Source organism: Borborobacter arsenicus (assembly GCF_003934165.1).
Classification (GTDB): Bacteria; Pseudomonadota; Alphaproteobacteria; order Rhizobiales; family Rhizobiaceae; genus Pseudaminobacter; species Pseudaminobacter arsenicus.
This window is the reverse complement of the sequence record NZ_RKST01000017.1, coordinates 106,985-121,230: the sequence shown is the minus strand read 5'-3', so window position 1 is coordinate 121,230 and position 14,246 is coordinate 106,985. Positions and strand designations below refer to the sequence as shown.

The 14,246-nt window shown below is 61.7% G+C and carries 16 protein-coding genes; 13 read left to right on the top strand and 3 right to left on the bottom strand.

What is annotated here, in order from left to right; all coding sequences use genetic code 11:
- The first annotated feature begins 120 nt into the window (after positions 1–120).
- Both EET67_RS18850 and EET67_RS18845 read left to right on the top strand, forming a co-directional pair.
- The gene (locus EET67_RS18850; RefSeq protein WP_128627749.1) at positions 121–774 is read left to right on the top strand and encodes a HEAT repeat domain-containing protein; all 654 of its coding nucleotides are present in this window, start codon (positions 121–123) and stop codon (positions 772–774) included.
- The gene (locus tag EET67_RS18845) at positions 771–2,198 is read left to right on the top strand and encodes a glycosyltransferase family 2 protein (RefSeq protein WP_165899964.1); all 1,428 of its coding nucleotides are present in this window, start codon (positions 771–773) and stop codon (positions 2,196–2,198) included. The genes EET67_RS18850 and EET67_RS18845 overlap by 4 nt, the downstream gene beginning before the upstream one ends.
- 12 nt (positions 2,199–2,210) lie before the next feature.
- Here EET67_RS18845 and EET67_RS18840 read toward each other — a convergent pair whose 3' ends face one another.
- Together EET67_RS18840 and EET67_RS18835 are read right to left on the bottom strand one after the other, a co-directional pair.
- A complete protein-coding gene (locus tag EET67_RS18840; protein WP_245451063.1) occupies positions 2,211–2,627 on the bottom strand; it encodes an Hpt domain-containing protein in 417 nt (138 codons plus the stop codon).
- 23 nt (positions 2,628–2,650) lie between these two features.
- On the bottom strand, positions 2,651–3,352 hold the full coding sequence (locus tag EET67_RS18835; protein WP_128627748.1) for a GntR family transcriptional regulator: 702 nt from the start codon (positions 3,350–3,352) through the stop codon (positions 2,651–2,653).
- A 213-nt stretch (positions 3,353–3,565) separates the two neighbouring features.
- On the opposite strand from EET67_RS18835, the gene EET67_RS18830 reads away from it, so the two are divergent.
- The 9 genes from EET67_RS18830 (at position 3,566) to rraA (ending at position 11,751) form a co-directional block, all read left to right on the top strand.
- A complete protein-coding gene (locus EET67_RS18830) occupies positions 3,566–4,348 on the top strand; it encodes a citryl-CoA lyase (RefSeq protein WP_128627747.1) in 783 nt (260 codons plus the stop codon).
- 19 nt (positions 4,349–4,367) lie between these two features.
- The gene (locus tag EET67_RS18825; RefSeq protein ID WP_128627746.1) at positions 4,368–5,702 is read left to right on the top strand and encodes a phenylacetate--CoA ligase family protein; all 1,335 of its coding nucleotides are present in this window, start codon (positions 4,368–4,370) and stop codon (positions 5,700–5,702) included.
- Positions 5,703–5,731: 29 nt separating this feature from the next.
- Positions 5,732–6,613, top strand: coding sequence for a branched-chain amino acid ABC transporter permease (locus EET67_RS18820; protein ID WP_128627745.1), 882 nt, complete (start codon positions 5,732–5,734; stop codon positions 6,611–6,613).
- Entirely contained in the window at positions 6,610–7,572 is a 963-nt protein-coding gene (locus tag EET67_RS18815; RefSeq protein WP_128627744.1) for a branched-chain amino acid ABC transporter permease, read from the top strand. The genes EET67_RS18820 and EET67_RS18815 overlap by 4 nt, the downstream gene beginning before the upstream one ends.
- Positions 7,569–8,297 carry an ABC transporter ATP-binding protein gene (locus tag EET67_RS18810; protein ID WP_128627760.1) on the top strand — a complete coding sequence of 243 codons (729 nt, stop codon included), beginning with the start codon at positions 7,569–7,571 and terminating at the stop codon, positions 8,295–8,297. Before EET67_RS18815 ends, EET67_RS18810 begins: the two co-directional genes overlap by 4 nt.
- The gene (locus tag EET67_RS18805; protein ID WP_128627743.1) at positions 8,294–9,016 is read left to right on the top strand and encodes an ABC transporter ATP-binding protein; all 723 of its coding nucleotides are present in this window, start codon (positions 8,294–8,296) and stop codon (positions 9,014–9,016) included. The genes EET67_RS18810 and EET67_RS18805 overlap by 4 nt, the downstream gene beginning before the upstream one ends.
- 46 nt (positions 9,017–9,062) lie before the next feature.
- Entirely contained in the window at positions 9,063–10,250 is a 1,188-nt protein-coding gene (locus EET67_RS18800; RefSeq protein ID WP_165899963.1) for an ABC transporter substrate-binding protein, read from the top strand.
- 69 nt (positions 10,251–10,319) lie between these two features.
- Entirely contained in the window at positions 10,320–11,204 is an 885-nt protein-coding gene (locus EET67_RS18795; protein ID WP_128627741.1) for an isocitrate lyase/PEP mutase family protein, read from the top strand.
- A gap of 22 nt (positions 11,205–11,226) precedes the next feature.
- Positions 11,227–11,751 (top strand): ribonuclease E activity regulator RraA, encoded by a 525-nt coding sequence (rraA, locus tag EET67_RS18790; RefSeq protein WP_210211139.1) that lies wholly within the window; start codon positions 11,227–11,229, stop codon positions 11,749–11,751.
- A 26-nt stretch (positions 11,752–11,777) separates the two neighbouring features.
- On the opposite strand, the gene EET67_RS18785 is transcribed toward rraA, so the two are convergent.
- Positions 11,778–12,473, bottom strand: a complete 696-nt coding sequence (locus EET67_RS18785) for a GntR family transcriptional regulator (protein ID WP_128627740.1) — start codon at positions 12,471–12,473, stop codon at positions 11,778–11,780.
- Positions 12,474–12,596: 123 nt separating this feature from the next.
- Here EET67_RS18785 and EET67_RS18780 point away from each other — a divergent pair, with 123 nt between their 5' ends.
- Together EET67_RS18780 and EET67_RS18775 are read left to right on the top strand one after the other, a co-directional pair.
- The gene (locus tag EET67_RS18780) at positions 12,597–13,493 is read left to right on the top strand and encodes a fumarylacetoacetate hydrolase family protein (protein ID WP_128627739.1); all 897 of its coding nucleotides are present in this window, start codon (positions 12,597–12,599) and stop codon (positions 13,491–13,493) included.
- A complete protein-coding gene (locus EET67_RS18775) occupies positions 13,494–14,210 on the top strand; it encodes an SDR family NAD(P)-dependent oxidoreductase (RefSeq protein ID WP_128627738.1) in 717 nt (238 codons plus the stop codon).
- The last annotated feature ends 36 nt before the right edge of the window (positions 14,211–14,246 follow it).

Below are 14,246 nucleotides of genomic sequence, written 5' to 3'. Positions count from 1 at the left end.
TCCAAAACGCAAATGCCTCCGATGAAACCGGAGGCATTTTGATGACCCCACGTTAAGGGGTCCCGTTTGGACGAAAATCACCCCTCAAACAGGGTCCTCATTCCACGAAAAATCACAGCCATGGCGGTTCCCGCCCTGCTAAAGGCTCTCGACAAGGATCGATCACGCGAGGTGCGCATTGCGGCGGCAATTTCGCTTTGCGATCTTGGCGCCCTGCCGCCGCTCGAGATCGCGCTGGCCAGTATCGGCATTGCCGGCCAGCGGTCGCGGCGTCTGGTCGACCTCTTTCGGCGTTTTCCCACCGACAGGGTTGATGAATTGCTGGATTATGCAAAGGGCGCAAACGTGCCGGCTTACGTCAAGGCTTGTGCGATCGACGCATTGGCTCGGACCAGCGGTCTCCAGCTTTCTAGGTTCTTTCTTTTGGCTGTGCAGGATCCTTCGCCTGATGTCGCCGCCGCCGCAATCCGGGCGCTCGGCCGGATCGGGCATCCCAACATGCCGTCTATCCTGGCCGATGCTATGTGCAGCGGCGCGTGGGCCGTGCGCTCCGAGGCTGCAGACGCTGCTGGTCGGCTAGGGCTTGTCCAGCTCATCCCCACGCTCACGACGCTGCTCGACGACGAGACCTGGCCGGTGCGCTATGCCGCTGCAAAAGCGATGCGTGCGATCCTGCCGCAAGGCGAACTCATGTTGCACAAGATCGCATCGAGCCAGACTTCACGCAGCCAGCGCACCGCCTCGCTGGCTCTTTCTGAGGGGCCAGCGGCATGATGTCCGGCTGGAGCCATGAAGTCGTGCTGGCGGCGACCATTGTTTCCTGGGTCATCATTGTATCCGGGCTCGCCCAGACGGCCGTCTATCTGATGCAGCTTGTCCTTGCCGGCTTTGCGCTGTCGCAACGGCCGCCGGTGGCGCGCTCGGCGCTGCTGTGGCACCGGTACGGCGACATCGCCCCACCGATTGCCTTGATTGTTCCGGCCTATAATGAAGAATTGAACATAGTCGAAAGCGTGCATTCGATGCTGGCGCTCGAATATCCCAATTTCGAGGTTATCGTCGTCAATGACGGCTCGAAGGATCGCACGCTGCAATGCCTTATCGATGCGTTTCGGCTGGTGAAGTTCCAGCGTCCCTACGAAGAAGCCCTCACCCATATGCCCATACGCGGCCTCTATTCGTCGCCGGTAACAGAGCGGCTGTTCGTCGTCGACAAGGAAAACGGCGGTAAGGCGGATGCACAGAACGCCGGGATCAATGTATGTCGGGCACCGGTTTTCTGCGTCATCGATGGTGATTCAATCCTGGAGCCCGATGCCCTGATGCGCGCGACCCAGCCCTTTGTCGACGATCCGGAACGGACCATCGCCGTAGGCGGCACGATCCGGATTGCGAACGGCTCGCGTATAGAAAGCGGTCGAGTTACCAAGGTTGGCCTCCCGTCCAAGCTTCTGCCTCTGTTCCAAGTGATTGAATATTTGCGCGCCTTCCTGATGGCGCGGCTTGCCTGGAGCCGCATCAACACGCTGATGCTCGTATCGGGTGCCTTCGGCGTGTTTCGGCGGGCCGAAGTCGTGGCGGTGGGAGGTTTCACCAAGGGCTCCATGGGTGAAGATCTCGACCTCGTCATCAAACTGCACCGCCATATGATCGACTCCGGACGCAAATACCGCATCCAGTTCATCCCGGAGCCGGTGTGCTGGACGGAGGCGCCAGAGTCGCTGGGCGTCCTTGCGCGCCAGAGGTCGCGCTGGCAGCGTGGCGCGCTCGAATGTTTCTTCCGCTACCGATCCATGCTGTTCAATCCTCGCTACGGGCGTGTCGGTTTTCTGGGGTTCGGCCATATCTTCGTCGTCGATGTTCTGGGGCCGATCGCCGAAGTGCTGGGCTACATCCTCATCCCCACCTTTTGGCTGCTCGGCATTCTGTCCTTCGAGCATCTGCTTGCCTTCACGGCTCTCGTCTTCACCTATGGGGTTTGCATCAGCGTCTGTTCGCTCATCCTCGAAGAAGCCGAACTCCAGAAGTTTCCCCGCGCACGCGACCTGGCCGTATTGACTGCAGCCGCTGTGTTGGAGAATTTCGGTTATCGCCAGATCAACAATCTTTGGCGCATCAAGGGCTATTGGCAATATCTGCGCGCCGACCAAAGCTGGGGCGAAATGACGAGGACGGGTCTGTCCGGCACAAGGAAATAGGGCTCGGCGGGTTTATTCCAGGACAATTTCGATTTGCTGGATAAGGGCGTCCAGTGCCGCGCCCAGCTCTACAGGGTCGGCTTTCGTTTCTGCCAATAGCAGCGTTTCCAGACGGTATGCGCGCTCGCTCAATTCGTGAAAGCCGAATGTGCCACCGGCACCAGACAAGGAATGCACTGTCCGCACGAGTGCATCGTCTGTTGCCGCCAGTGCTCCGCCACTATGTTTGACTGCTTTCAGGGTCGCGAGGTGATCGCGACACCGGGTCAGGAAGCGAAGCCGTAAAGGGCTAAAAGGATCGCTGGAGATTTTGAATTTCCTGTCGTGTTGCCAAGAGGCTGCCATGGCGGCCGCTGCCTGATGAAGCCTGCGTTCCAAGCGCTTATATAAAGCCAATATCATGGCTTGTTGGCAATGTCTGACCGTCATGGGCAGCAAGAGTTCAGGCGGACCTAGGATTTTGGCTCGGCCCGGAAGACCTGCGAGGGCATCTCGAAAGCGATCGAACGGGCCCGCTCAAGATGCTGGCGCATGCGTGTTTCGGCAGCGGTGGCATCGCCATCGAGCATAGCCTGCGCAATGGAACGATGCTCATTCAGCGAGGCGGCTATGTTGGCGATTGTCAGCTTCTTGCTCAACTGGAACATCAGCAGAGGAAGCTGGAGTTGATTGGTGACGACAGCCAGCGTCTCGTTGCCGCTCGCCCGGATGATCGCGTCGTGAAACGCCTTGTTTTCGGCAATGTAATCGCCGCTCGGCACACGCTGCTCGGGAAGCCAGATCGGCTGGATATCGGTCTCGAAGCGCGCCCTTATTGCCTGATCGGAAAGATTGGCAGTGCCCTCTTGCACCGCCAGACATTCCAGCGCGATGCGAATGGAAAACAGCTCCAGCATCTCGCGCATTGAAAGCCGGCGTACAATCGCACCCCGGTTCGGCACGATCTCAAGCAGATTGTCGGCTGCCAGACGATGAAGCGCCTCGCGCAAGGGACCGCGGCTGACGCCGAATTCCCGCGTGAGATCAGCTTCGATAAGGCGTTGGCCGGGCGCGTAAAGCCCCTGGAGGATTCCTTGCCTGACACGATGTAGCAGATAGTCGACGGTCGCGCCGCGCACTCGTCCCTGTTCGCTCTGGTCGGTCAAGTTTTCCATGCGCCCTCCTGCTCGTGCTCTACCAGTGCGAAACCTGCTTGACAAGCAAGCATCATACAATATTGTCCTACAATAATGATTGACAAGCCGCGACTATCCCGTGCGGCTGTCTGGGAGGAAAGGGATGACGCAGCGATCGACGCGGCGCGTGGAAGCGTGCGCAATTTGCCAAGAGGCACCCACGGTGCATGCGCTTTGCCGGGCGGTGCGCCCATGATGATCGGAAAGGCCGGCGAGGCCGTTACCAGCATTTGCACCTCCGATGCCGCCAGCATCGAAGTCCATGGCCGCGATCTCTGCAACGACCTGATGGGCCGCAAGAGCTTCACGGATTTTTTCTTTCTGCTCGTTACCGGCAGGGACCCGAACGAGGAGCAGCGCTTCTTCCTCGACATGCTGTTGATCGCGATTGCCGAGCATGGCCTCACGCCCACCGCTCAGACCGCCCGCATGACGCTTGCCGCCGCGCCCGACAGCCTGCAAGGGGCGGTAGCCGCCGGCATCCTCGGCTGCGGCACGGTGGTTCTCGGCACTGCCGAACAGTGCGGGCGCGTCCTTATCGAAGCGCGCAGCCGTGTCGAAAAGGGCGGTGACCCCGACGAGGTTGCACAGGCACTCGCTGCGGAAGTCCGTGCGCGCGGCGAAAAGATGCCTGGCTTCGGGCATCCTATCCATCATCCCGTCGACCCGCGTTCCGAGCGCATCCTGGCGCTTGCGGATCAACGTGGCGTGAGCGGCATCCACATCGATTTGCTGCGCCGGCTAAAGCCTGCCGTTGCTTCGGCCTGGGGCAAGAAGTTGCCGCTCAATGTCTCAGGCCCGATCGCGGCCGTGCTTCTCGACCTCGATTTTCCGCCAGCGATGATCAAGGCAATTCCCCTACTGGCAAGAACCGCCGGTGTCCTGGGCCATCTTGCCGAAGAGCAGGAGAAACCGATCGGCTTCCTGATGGCGCATCGCGCCGAACAGGCGATCACCTACAAGCGCAAAGCCTGACTGCTTCGGAGCCGCATGAATGGTCTACCAGCCCGAAATCGAAATGCTTCCATGGGCCGAGCAGCGCCGGCTGGACGAGCCGTTTTACCGCAAGCAGGTGGCCTATCTTTTCGAAAATTCCCGCTTCTTTCGCGACAAGCTGCGGCGTCACGGCTTCAATTCGGCCGCCGATGTCGGCGGTCTCGACGATCTTGGCGCCGTTCCCCTGACCGAAAAGGATGAGTTGCGTGCCAGCCGCAGCGACGCCGACCCTGTCGGCACCTATCTGGCCGCGCCCATGTCCGACCTTACCCGCATCTTCTCGACCAGCGGCACGACAGGGCTGCCGAGCTATGTTCCGCTGACGGTGAGCGATCTCGACAATTGGGTGACGACTTCCTGCCGCAGCTATTCGGCCTCGGGCGCAAAAAGCGGCGAGGCGATCGTTTCCACCTATAATGCCGGCCCCTTCGTCGCCGGTGCCGCGCTCGAAGCCTTCAATCGGCTCGGCCTGTGCCATATCCCCGTCGGGACCGGCAACACCGAGCGCCTTCTGGCCGCGATCAGGTTGCTGAAGCCGTCCACCCTTGCCTGCACGCCCTCCTACGCATTGCATCTTGCCGAGATCGGTGCGGCGCGCGGCCTCGACCTGCCGGCGAGCAGCATCAGGCGCATCATGGTCGCAGGCGAACCCGGCGGCGGCGAGCCGGCCATGCGCGAGAAGCTGCAGCAGGGCTGGGGCGCCAAGGTCTATGAGGCGATGGGCCTGGGCGACATTTCCATCTCGCTATGGGGCGAGTGCGAACATCAGGCCGGCATGCATTTCAGCGGCCGCGGTTTCGTTCACTTCGAACTGATCGATCCCAAAAGCGGCGAAGTCATTCCCGCAACCGATGGCGCTACGGGTGAGCTCGTCCTGACCCATCTCAGGCATCAGGCCGCACCGCTGCTGCGTTTCCGCACGCGCGATCATGTGGTGGTCTGGACCGAGCGTTGCCGCTGCGGGCGGACCTCACCGCGCATCCGCTGCATCGGCCGCACAGACGACATGATGATCGTGCGCGGCGTCAACGTGTTCCCCTCGGCTGTCCGCGAAGTGGTGAACCGCTTTGCCCCTGACGTTACCGGCGTGATGTCGATCCGTCCGGGAGCCAAGGGTGTCAAGCAGGCACCGCCGCTGAAGATCCTCGTTGAAATCGCCGACCATCTATCGGACCCCGGCGATCTTGCCGAGCGGATCGAAAAGGAGATCCGGGCGACGCTGATCGTCACCACCAGGATCGAGCTGGTCTCGAAAGGAACCTTGCCAAGAAGCGACTACAAATCCCGCCTGGTCGACTTTTCCGAGGCGGGTGCCGCCTTGGCGGACGACTGAACGGGCTATTTGCCGGGAGGACCAACCTCATGACCCTGGCCTCTGTCGCACAAGCAGTCCTGCTGTCGCTGACTGTTGCCGGACTTTACGCCGCAATCGCGGCCGGGCTGACGCTGACGGTCGGCGTCACCCGCATCATTAATTTCGCCCATGGCGAGTTCGTCATGCTGGGCGCTTTCCTTACCTATTTCCTGTTCAATCAACATGGTGTTTCGCCATGGATCGGCATGGTGGTTTCGGGTGTAGTGATCGGGCTGTTCTCGGCGCTGGTCTACCGCGTATTCCTGGCGCGGGTGCTCAAGCATGACGAGCACAACCAGCTTCTGGCCACGCTCGGCCTGTCCATCCTGCTCGTCAACATCGCCATCATCCTGTGGTCGCCCGATCCGCGCGTGATGCAGGCTCCCCAGTTGCTGCCGGCCTTGCAGTTGGGCGGCGTGACGGTGCCGGGCAACAATCTTGTCGTTGCCGGCGTCGGCGGCCTGCTCTTCCTGGCGCTGCAATACATCATGCGCCACACGCGCTACGGCACGCAGATGCGGTTCGCCAGTGATGATGCCGAGCTCGCCATGCATTGCGGCATCAATGTCGACCGCATTTTCGAGCTGTCATTCGTGATCGGAGGGGTAGCGGCCGGCGTTGCCGGTGGCCTGGTCGCGCTGATCCTCTATGTTCATCCCGTTGTCGGCCTCGATCTGGTGATCCGCGCTTTCGCCATAATCACGCTCGGCGGCCTTGGCAATATCCCGGGCGCGCTGATCGGCGCCGCCATCCTTGCACTGGCAGAGGGGCTGACCAGCACCTTCGTGCCGCATGGCGGCAGCTTCGGCTATGGCATCGCCTTCCTGCTCCTCCTGCTGGTACTCGTCATCTGGCCGAACGGCCTGTTTGGAAAGCAGGCCCATTCATGAGCGCGCGTTACAGCCTGCTCACCTATATCGCGGTCGCCGTCGGGCTCGGCGCGATAGCACTTGCCGGAAACGCCTTCCTCATTCAGGCGGCAATCGGCGTGGCGATCTCGGCGATCCTGGCGCTGTCCTGGGATATACTGTCGCGCACCGGCCAGGTTTCGCTGGGGCAGTCCGCTTTCTTTGGCATCGGCGCCTATGGCTCAGGCCTGCTCACGCCGCAATTCGGCGTCGTGCTCGGCTGGGTCGCCGGCATCCTGCTCTGCGCGGTCGCCGCCATCCTGATCGGCCTGGTGACCCTGCGCCTGCGGCGGCTCTATTTCACCATCGCCACCCTCTCCTTCGGGCTGTCGATGCAGGTGCTGATCCTGGTGACCCCCGGCATCACCGGAGGCTCCACCGGCATCATGCCGCCGGTGCTGATGGGCGGCTCGCCGCCGGCGCAACTGCTATTGATCACCGGTTTCCTGGTGGTGGCGGCGATCGTCAGCGATATCTTCCTGTCCGACCGGTTCCGTCCTGCCTTCTTCATGATCCGCAGCAATCCGGCGCTCGCCGCCTCTTCGGGCGTCCCGGTGGTGGCCACCAAGATCATGGCATTCGCCGTCTCCGGCATGGTCGCCGGTGTCGCCGGCGCCTGCTATGGCGGCCTTTACGGCTATGTCATTCCCGAAGACGTCTTCACGCCAAACTGGAGCATCCTGCCGCTGGCGGTCAGCATCCTCGGCGGCATGGATACCACGCTCGGCCCCATCCTTGGCGCGCTGGTGCTGCGTTTTCTGGAAGAGATTGCGCGCCACTATGTCGGTGGCGTCGGCTACCAGGTCGTCTATGGCGCGGTGATCATCCTGTTCATCGTGATCCTGCCGAGGGGGCTGGTGGGAGGTTTGCGCCAGTTGCTTCGCAAGCTCGCCCGTCGCGATGCGGTGCCCGCCCGCTCCAGATCGGAGGCCAAGGCATGACCGATCTTTGCGTCAGCGGTTGCACCGTTGCTTTCGGCGGCCTGAAGGCCATCAACGACCTCACCTTGACCATCCCGTCGGGTGCAATCACCGGCCTGATCGGTCCCAACGGTTCCGGCAAGAGCACTTTCTGCAATATGGTCTCCGGCCAGATCCCGCCGAGCGGCGGCCGGGTGAGGCTCGGCGAAAAGGACATCACCGGCTGGCGCAGCGACCAGGCTGTCGCCGCAGGCCTTGCCCGCACCTATCAGGTGCCGCGCGTGCCGAAGGAACTCACCATCGGCGAAGTCATCGGCGTTCCGTTCCGCTACGCGCGCTCCAGCCGTGAGCTGCCGCGGCAGATGAGTACGACGGCCGACCTTGCCCGCTTCTGCGGCCTTGCTCCCGCGCTCGACACGGCATGTGCCGACCTGTCGATCTCCGATCTGCGGCGGCTGGAGATCGCCCGGGCGCTGGCCTGCAAGCCGCGCGTGCTTTTGCTCGACGAGGCCATGGCGGGGCTGAGCCTCGAGGACACCGCGCAGGTGATCGAACTGGTGCGTGAGGTGCATGCCGCCGGCATTACCATCGTGGTGATCGAGCACGTCATGCGCATCATCGCCACTTTGTGCCAGCACGCCGTCGTGCTCAACAACGGCCGCCTGCTGTCGCAAGGAACGCCGGAGGTGGTGCTGCGCGACCCTGCGGTGCGCGAAGCCTATCTCGGCAAGGGGTTCGGGCCATGAACCGTTTCGATGTCGCCCTTGCCGGCGCCGGCTATGGTGCGCTGACGATCGTTCCCGAACTCTCGCTGAGCGTTTCGGGTGGTGAGGTCATGGTCCTGCTTGGTTCCAATGGTGCCGGCAAGACGACATCGCTGCGCGCGGTGGTCGGCACGGTCAGGACGAGAAACCGTTCTGTCAGGCTCGACGGTGAGGATCTTTCGCCGCTCAGCGCCTGGCAGCTTGCGCGCCGGGCCATCGCCTTCGTTCCCGACGGCGCGCGCTGCTTTGCCAATGCCCGCGTCATCGACAATCTGACCGGCGCGCTGGAAGCGCTGAAACCCAAGGTGATGCCAGCGGAACGCAAGCGGCTGTTCGACCGGGTCTTCGATCTTTTCCCGATCCTGCACGAACGGCGCCGGCAACTGGCCGGTTCGATGAGCGGCGGGCAGCGCCAGATGCTGGCGATTTCACGCGCCTTGATGATCGAGCCGCGCGTCATGATCCTAGACGAGCCTTCGGCCGGGCTGGCGCCGAAGCTGGTCGAGGAGGTGTTCGAGGCGCTCGGGCGGATCAAGGCGGCAAGTGGCTGCGCCATCCTGATGGCGGAGCAGAACGTCGCCGCAGCCATGAGCATCGCCGATCGTTGCCTGATCCTGAGTGAGGGGCGCGTCATGCTCCAGGGCGATATCGACGATGTTCGCAACGATGAGCGGCTGCGCGTCGCTTATCTGGGTCTGTGAGGTTGATGGAACCGCACGGCCTATCGGAGGAAGGGAGGAGAAGGAAATGTGGTCACATCTAACCCGGCTTGTCGGGGCTGCCGCCATGGCGGCAGCCATGACATTGCCCGTACAAGCGCAGGACAATGCGCCGATCAAGATCGGCGTCCCGTTGCCGTTGACCGGCCCGTTGGCCGGTGCGGGAACGCAACTGCAATGGGGCATCGAATATGCCGCCAAGCAAGCGAATGACGCAGGCGGCGTGCTCGGCCGCAAACTCGAACTGATCATCGAGGACACCAAGGGCGAGCCCAATACGTCGGCGACGGTTGCCGCCAAGCTGGGCGGGCAGGACAAGGTCGATGCCGTGGTGGGCGGCTTCGGCAGCACATCGGATTTCGCGCTTCTGAGCGCCATCCAGCGCTACAACACCATCTTCGTGCATCCAGGCTCGTCCTCGGTGCGGCTGGAAGAGAATTTCGGCAAGAACCCGTGGTATTTCCACGTCTATATCTGGGATTATCATCGCCAGAAGGCGGCGGTGAATTTCTTCAAGAGCGTGCCTGATCTCAAGACCGTGGCAATCGCCTATGAAGACAAGCTCTACGGCACCGATGGCTCCAATTTCACGCAGAAGTTTGCCAAGGAGGCCGGGCTTGAAGTGGTGATGAACGAGCCGTTCCGCGCCGGAACGCCCGATTTCTCGCCGATCCTCAACCGGGTCAAGACACTCGATCCCGACGTATTGTTCGTGATCGGCTATTCGGGTGACAATCTCCAGGTGGCCAGGCAGGCCCTGCAGCTTGGCATCAAGCCGAAACTGATCGTCACGCAAGGTGCCGGCGAGAAGCGCTCGGACTATGGCGATGCCGGTGACAATGTCGTGGTCCTCGACCTTTGGTCGTCAAAGCAGAAGACGCCGGGCCTGGCGGAATGGGTGGAAAAGGCCAATATCGCGCGTGGCGGCGAAGTGGTCTCCACTGCCGTGCAAGGCTACACGGCCATGAAGACCCTGATCGATGCGGCCACGGCCGTAGGCAAGTGGGATCGTGACGCAATCATCGCCAAGCTGTCGGAAATGACCTTCGACACGCCTTACGGCCCGGTCAAATACGGACCTTCCGACCTTGGCGGTCTGCATCAACTCATCACCGAAAAGACGATGATCGCCGTCCAATACCAGCCGAACAACGAGTTCAACGTGGTATGGCCAGCTGACAAAGCAGCGGCCGAGCTGGTCTATCCGGCGCGTTGAACACCTGGCTCCGCCGGCGGACCCTTCCGGCGGAGCTTTTTTATCTATCAAGCACTGGAGAGGCGGCACATGATGCGAGGCTTGGCGCAACGGCTTCGGCAACCCGGACTGGTCACCGCACCGGGCGTGTTCGACATGATCTCGGCGAAACTTGCCGACGGTCTTGGCTTCGATGCGCTTTACATGACCGGCTACGGCACCGTCGCCTCGCATCTCGGCTATCCCGACGCCGGGCTTGCCACCTATAGCGACATGGTCGGCCGCGTGCGGCAGATCGCTGGAGGGACGCGCACACCGCTGATAGCCGATGGCGATACCGGCTATGGCGGCCTGCTCAATGTCGAGCATACGGTGCGCGGCTACGAGGCGGCCGGGGCGCAGGCCATCCAGCTCGAGGATCAGGAATTTCCGAAGAAATGCGGCCATACGCCGGATCGTCGCGTCATTGCCATAGCCGATGCGGCGGCCAAGATCCGCGTGGCAGCAGAGACCCGCAGCTCGAAGGATTTCCTGATCGTCGCCCGCACCGATGCCCGCACGGCGCACGGGCTCGATGAAGCGCTGCGCCGCGGCGAGGCCTATGCCAAGGCCGGTGCCGATATCCTGTTCATCGAATCGCCGGAAACGGTGGAAGAAATGGAGAAGATCGCCGGCAGTTTCGACCTGCCGCTCTTGGCCAACATGGTGGATGGTGGACGCACGCCCATCCTGGGCAAGACCGATCTGGAGCAGCTCGGCTTCAAGGTCGCCATCTTCCCGGTAACAGGTTTTCTGGCGGCCAGTGCCGCGATGGCCTCGGCCTATCGTCATCTCCTGGAAACCGGGTCGAGCAAGGACTGGCAGGGAACGCTCTACCCGTTCAACGATTTTTCCGCGCTCATGGGCTTTGACAAGGTCTGGGCGTTCGAGCGGGCACATGCCGACTACACCAATCCCAGCCAAGGCGCCGACTGATTTCCTTCCCGAGAGACACTTGATGATGCAGGCAACGACCGCCGACCTTTATGACGCCCACCCGCAGGCCGTCGAGGTATGCGACCTCCAATTCCGCAGTTTCGGCAGGCGTATGCGCTTTTTCGGGCAATGCGCGACCCTTCGCACCTATGAAAATCATCTGCCGATCCTGCAGGCATTGAAGGCCAATGGTACGGGCCGTTTGCTGGTCGTGGACGGCGGAGGCTCCCTGCGGGTCGGGCTGGTCGGCGACCGCATCGCCGGCATCGCCGTTGAAAACAACTGGGCGGGGATCGTCATCTTCGGCGCGATCCGCGATTCCACGGCTGTCAATCAACTCGATATCGGCATCAAGGCGCTGGGCGCGACCGCCCGCCGCGGCTGGAAAGACACGACGGAGGCGCTGGAGGGGCCTGTCGAATTCGGCTCCGTCCAGTTCCAGCCCGGATCATGGATCTATGCCGACGAGGACAGCGTTATCGTCAGCCCGGTGGAACTCAGTCTGGAAACCCCTTTGGTGGATGAGACAGGCGCAACCGTAGCCTAGACTCGACACTTCCCCTGCGACGCAGGTCAGCGCTCGCTCAAAATTGAAATCACCGCCACCCTTGTCCGATCGAGGTGCTGCGACAGGAAGTCGAGACTGGCGGGGTCACGGGCAAGCACCAGTTCCATCAGCTTGCGGTGTTCGGCTGCCACGTCGCCCTGAATCTTCGCCCTGTCCATGCCTGTGAGCCGAAGCGCACGATACCGTTCGGTCTGATCGACCATTTGATCGATCAGCTTGAGCAGGCGAGGCGAAGGGGCCGCTTTGATCAGGCTGTGGTGAAAGGCGCGGTGGCGGATTTCCCACTCGATGATCGAGGTTGGCTGGTCCGCAACGTGGTCGGGAAGGGTGGCCTTTTCCATGCGATGGCAGGTCGCGATGATCTCGCCTTCCCATTCGTCGTCGCCATGAGTTAGCGCCAAGGCCAGCGCCTCACGTTCAAGCGCGATCCTGATGCGATAGACGTCCTCGACATCGCTGATGGAAGGCTGGGGAACCTTCACCCCCCGATGGCTTGTGGCTTCGAGGAACTGTTCGCCGACAAGCCGCGCCAGGGCTTCGCGCAGCGGACTGATGCCGCAGTCGTACCGTGCCAGCAAATCGCGCGTCAGCAAAGCCGATCCCGACGGGATTACCCCGGAGAGAATATCCATCTTAAGCGACCGATATACGGTTTCGCTTACGGTCTGTCCCTGGCCTGTGGCGGATAAAATCTCGTTCATTTCCTAGCCTTAGCAGATTTGAAAACGGCGCACTAGTTTCCAATATACAAATATTTTCCAAACTATTGACGATTATGGAAAATATGACATTATGCCCCCGTCTGAGTTAGGGAGGGACGTTTCATGTGGTCACTGGTGACAGCCAGAATGGGCGGCAAGCCGACAGCCTGCTTGCAGGTGGCCGGGCAATTGCACCCGATCGCTGATCTCGCCTCCCGCCATGGGAGCGAACTTCCCGCGAGTGTTGCGGATCTGTTTTCAGACTGGTCGCGACATGAGCCTGTCCTTGAGATGCTCGCGCAAAAGGCAGCAAGCGGGGTTCCCGTCGATCAGGCCGAATTGCTGGCGCCCCTGCAGTATCCCGGGAAAATCCTATGTGCCGGCGCGAACTATTTCGATCACATGGCCGAGATGGGCTTCCCCGACATCACCAAGGAAAGCCAGCGCCTTTTCTTTTTCATGAAGCCGCCGCGCAACGCCATTGTCGGCCCCGGGTCCAATGTCATCATGCCGCGCGGGACAAAAGCGTTCGACTGGGAAATTGAGTTGGCGGTCATTATCGGCAAGACAGCGCGCTATGCGTCGGTGCAAGACGCCATGGCCCACATCGCCGGCTACAGCGTTGCCATCGACCTCTCCGCGCGCGACTTCAACAAGGCTCCCGAACAATTCTACAAGCTGGATTGGGTTGCCGGTAAAGCAAACGATACTTGCTGCCCCATGGGTCCCTGCATCGTCCCAGCCTCGCAGTTCCGTGATCCGCAATCGGCCAGGCTGCGCCTTTCTGTCAACGGGGAGGTCAAGCAGGACAGCGATGCCGGCAAGATGATCTTCTCGATTGCCGAACAGGTGTCGCGCGCTTCCGAGATCATGACGCTCGATCCCGGCGATGTCCTGTTGACCGGAACGCCAGCCGGCGTGGGTGTGCCAAGCCAGACATTCCTGAAAGTCGGTGACGCGATCGACGCTGAGATCGACGGCATCGGCAGACTATCTGTCAAGGTCGCGAGGGAGGCATAGATGGCGCGGCCCGTTGCATTCGTTACCGGAGGTGCTTCCGGCATCGGAGCGGCAACCGTAAGGCGCCTCGTGCAGGATGGTTTTCACGTCGCTGTTGCGGACAAGAGCCCGATTCCCTCCGAGGAATTCGCAACCGAAGGGGATCGCGTCTCGACGCATGTCGTCGATGTGCGCGATCGTGCTTCCATCGCTGCGGCTATGGAGGGGTATCCCGAAATTTCAGCCCTGGTCTGTGTTGCGGGCATCTATCAGCCGCGCCGCTTCGAAGACATTACCCTGGATGATTTCCGACTGATGCTCGACGTCAATCTGCTCGGCGTCTTTTGCGCCGCGCAGGAAGTGCTCTCGCGCATGCCGGCAGGCGGCCGCATCGTCACGGTCTCGTCGCGAGCTGCCATCGGGGGCACGAATTTCGCTCATTACGTCGCGTCCAAGGCGGGCGTGATCGGCCTGACACGCGCAATGGCGATGGAACTTCGGGACCGGCAGATCGCCGTCAATTCCGTCGCACCCGGCTTTACCGATACGCCGATGACCCGCAGCATGCCGGCCGACCAGTACCAGAAGGCGCAGTCGCTTGAGCCCAGCGGTGCTGCCGCCGATCCAGCGGACATTGCCGGCGCAATCGCATTTCTGGTCGACCCGGCAACGAAGTTCATCACCGGGCAAACGCTTTTCGCCGATGGAGGAAAGTCCCTCGGCGGCCTCGGGGTTTGATCAAGCAGTCTCAGCTCGCACGCAGAAAATGGAAAC

What these genes read in the sequence shown, in the direction of transcription:
- EET67_RS18850 (WP_128627749.1), top strand. Translation starts at nt 121, where the DNA reads ATGGCGGTTCCCGCCCTGCTAAAGGCTCTCGACAAGGATCGATCACGC.
- EET67_RS18845 (WP_165899964.1), top strand. Translation starts at nt 771, where the DNA reads ATGATGTCCGGCTGGAGCCATGAAGTCGTGCTGGCGGCGACCATTGTT.
- EET67_RS18840 (WP_245451063.1), bottom strand. Translation starts at nt 2,627, where the DNA reads ATGACGGTCAGACATTGCCAACAAGCCATGATATTGGCTTTATATAAG.
- EET67_RS18835 (WP_128627748.1), bottom strand. Translation starts at nt 3,352, where the DNA reads ATGGAAAACTTGACCGACCAGAGCGAACAGGGACGAGTGCGCGGCGCG.
- EET67_RS18830 (WP_128627747.1), top strand. Translation starts at nt 3,566, where the DNA reads ATGATGATCGGAAAGGCCGGCGAGGCCGTTACCAGCATTTGCACCTCC.
- EET67_RS18825 (WP_128627746.1), top strand. Translation starts at nt 4,368, where the DNA reads ATGGTCTACCAGCCCGAAATCGAAATGCTTCCATGGGCCGAGCAGCGC.
- EET67_RS18820 (WP_128627745.1), top strand. Translation starts at nt 5,732, where the DNA reads ATGACCCTGGCCTCTGTCGCACAAGCAGTCCTGCTGTCGCTGACTGTT.
- EET67_RS18815 (WP_128627744.1), top strand. Translation starts at nt 6,610, where the DNA reads ATGAGCGCGCGTTACAGCCTGCTCACCTATATCGCGGTCGCCGTCGGG.
- EET67_RS18810 (WP_128627760.1), top strand. Translation starts at nt 7,569, where the DNA reads ATGACCGATCTTTGCGTCAGCGGTTGCACCGTTGCTTTCGGCGGCCTG.
- EET67_RS18805 (WP_128627743.1), top strand. Translation starts at nt 8,294, where the DNA reads ATGAACCGTTTCGATGTCGCCCTTGCCGGCGCCGGCTATGGTGCGCTG.
- EET67_RS18800 (WP_165899963.1), top strand. Translation starts at nt 9,063, where the DNA reads ATGTGGTCACATCTAACCCGGCTTGTCGGGGCTGCCGCCATGGCGGCA.
- EET67_RS18795 (WP_128627741.1), top strand. Translation starts at nt 10,320, where the DNA reads ATGATGCGAGGCTTGGCGCAACGGCTTCGGCAACCCGGACTGGTCACC.
- rraA (WP_210211139.1), top strand. Translation starts at nt 11,227, where the DNA reads ATGATGCAGGCAACGACCGCCGACCTTTATGACGCCCACCCGCAGGCC.
- EET67_RS18785 (WP_128627740.1), bottom strand. Translation starts at nt 12,473, where the DNA reads ATGAACGAGATTTTATCCGCCACAGGCCAGGGACAGACCGTAAGCGAA.
- EET67_RS18780 (WP_128627739.1), top strand. Translation starts at nt 12,597, where the DNA reads ATGTGGTCACTGGTGACAGCCAGAATGGGCGGCAAGCCGACAGCCTGC.
- EET67_RS18775 (WP_128627738.1), top strand. Translation starts at nt 13,494, where the DNA reads ATGGCGCGGCCCGTTGCATTCGTTACCGGAGGTGCTTCCGGCATCGGA.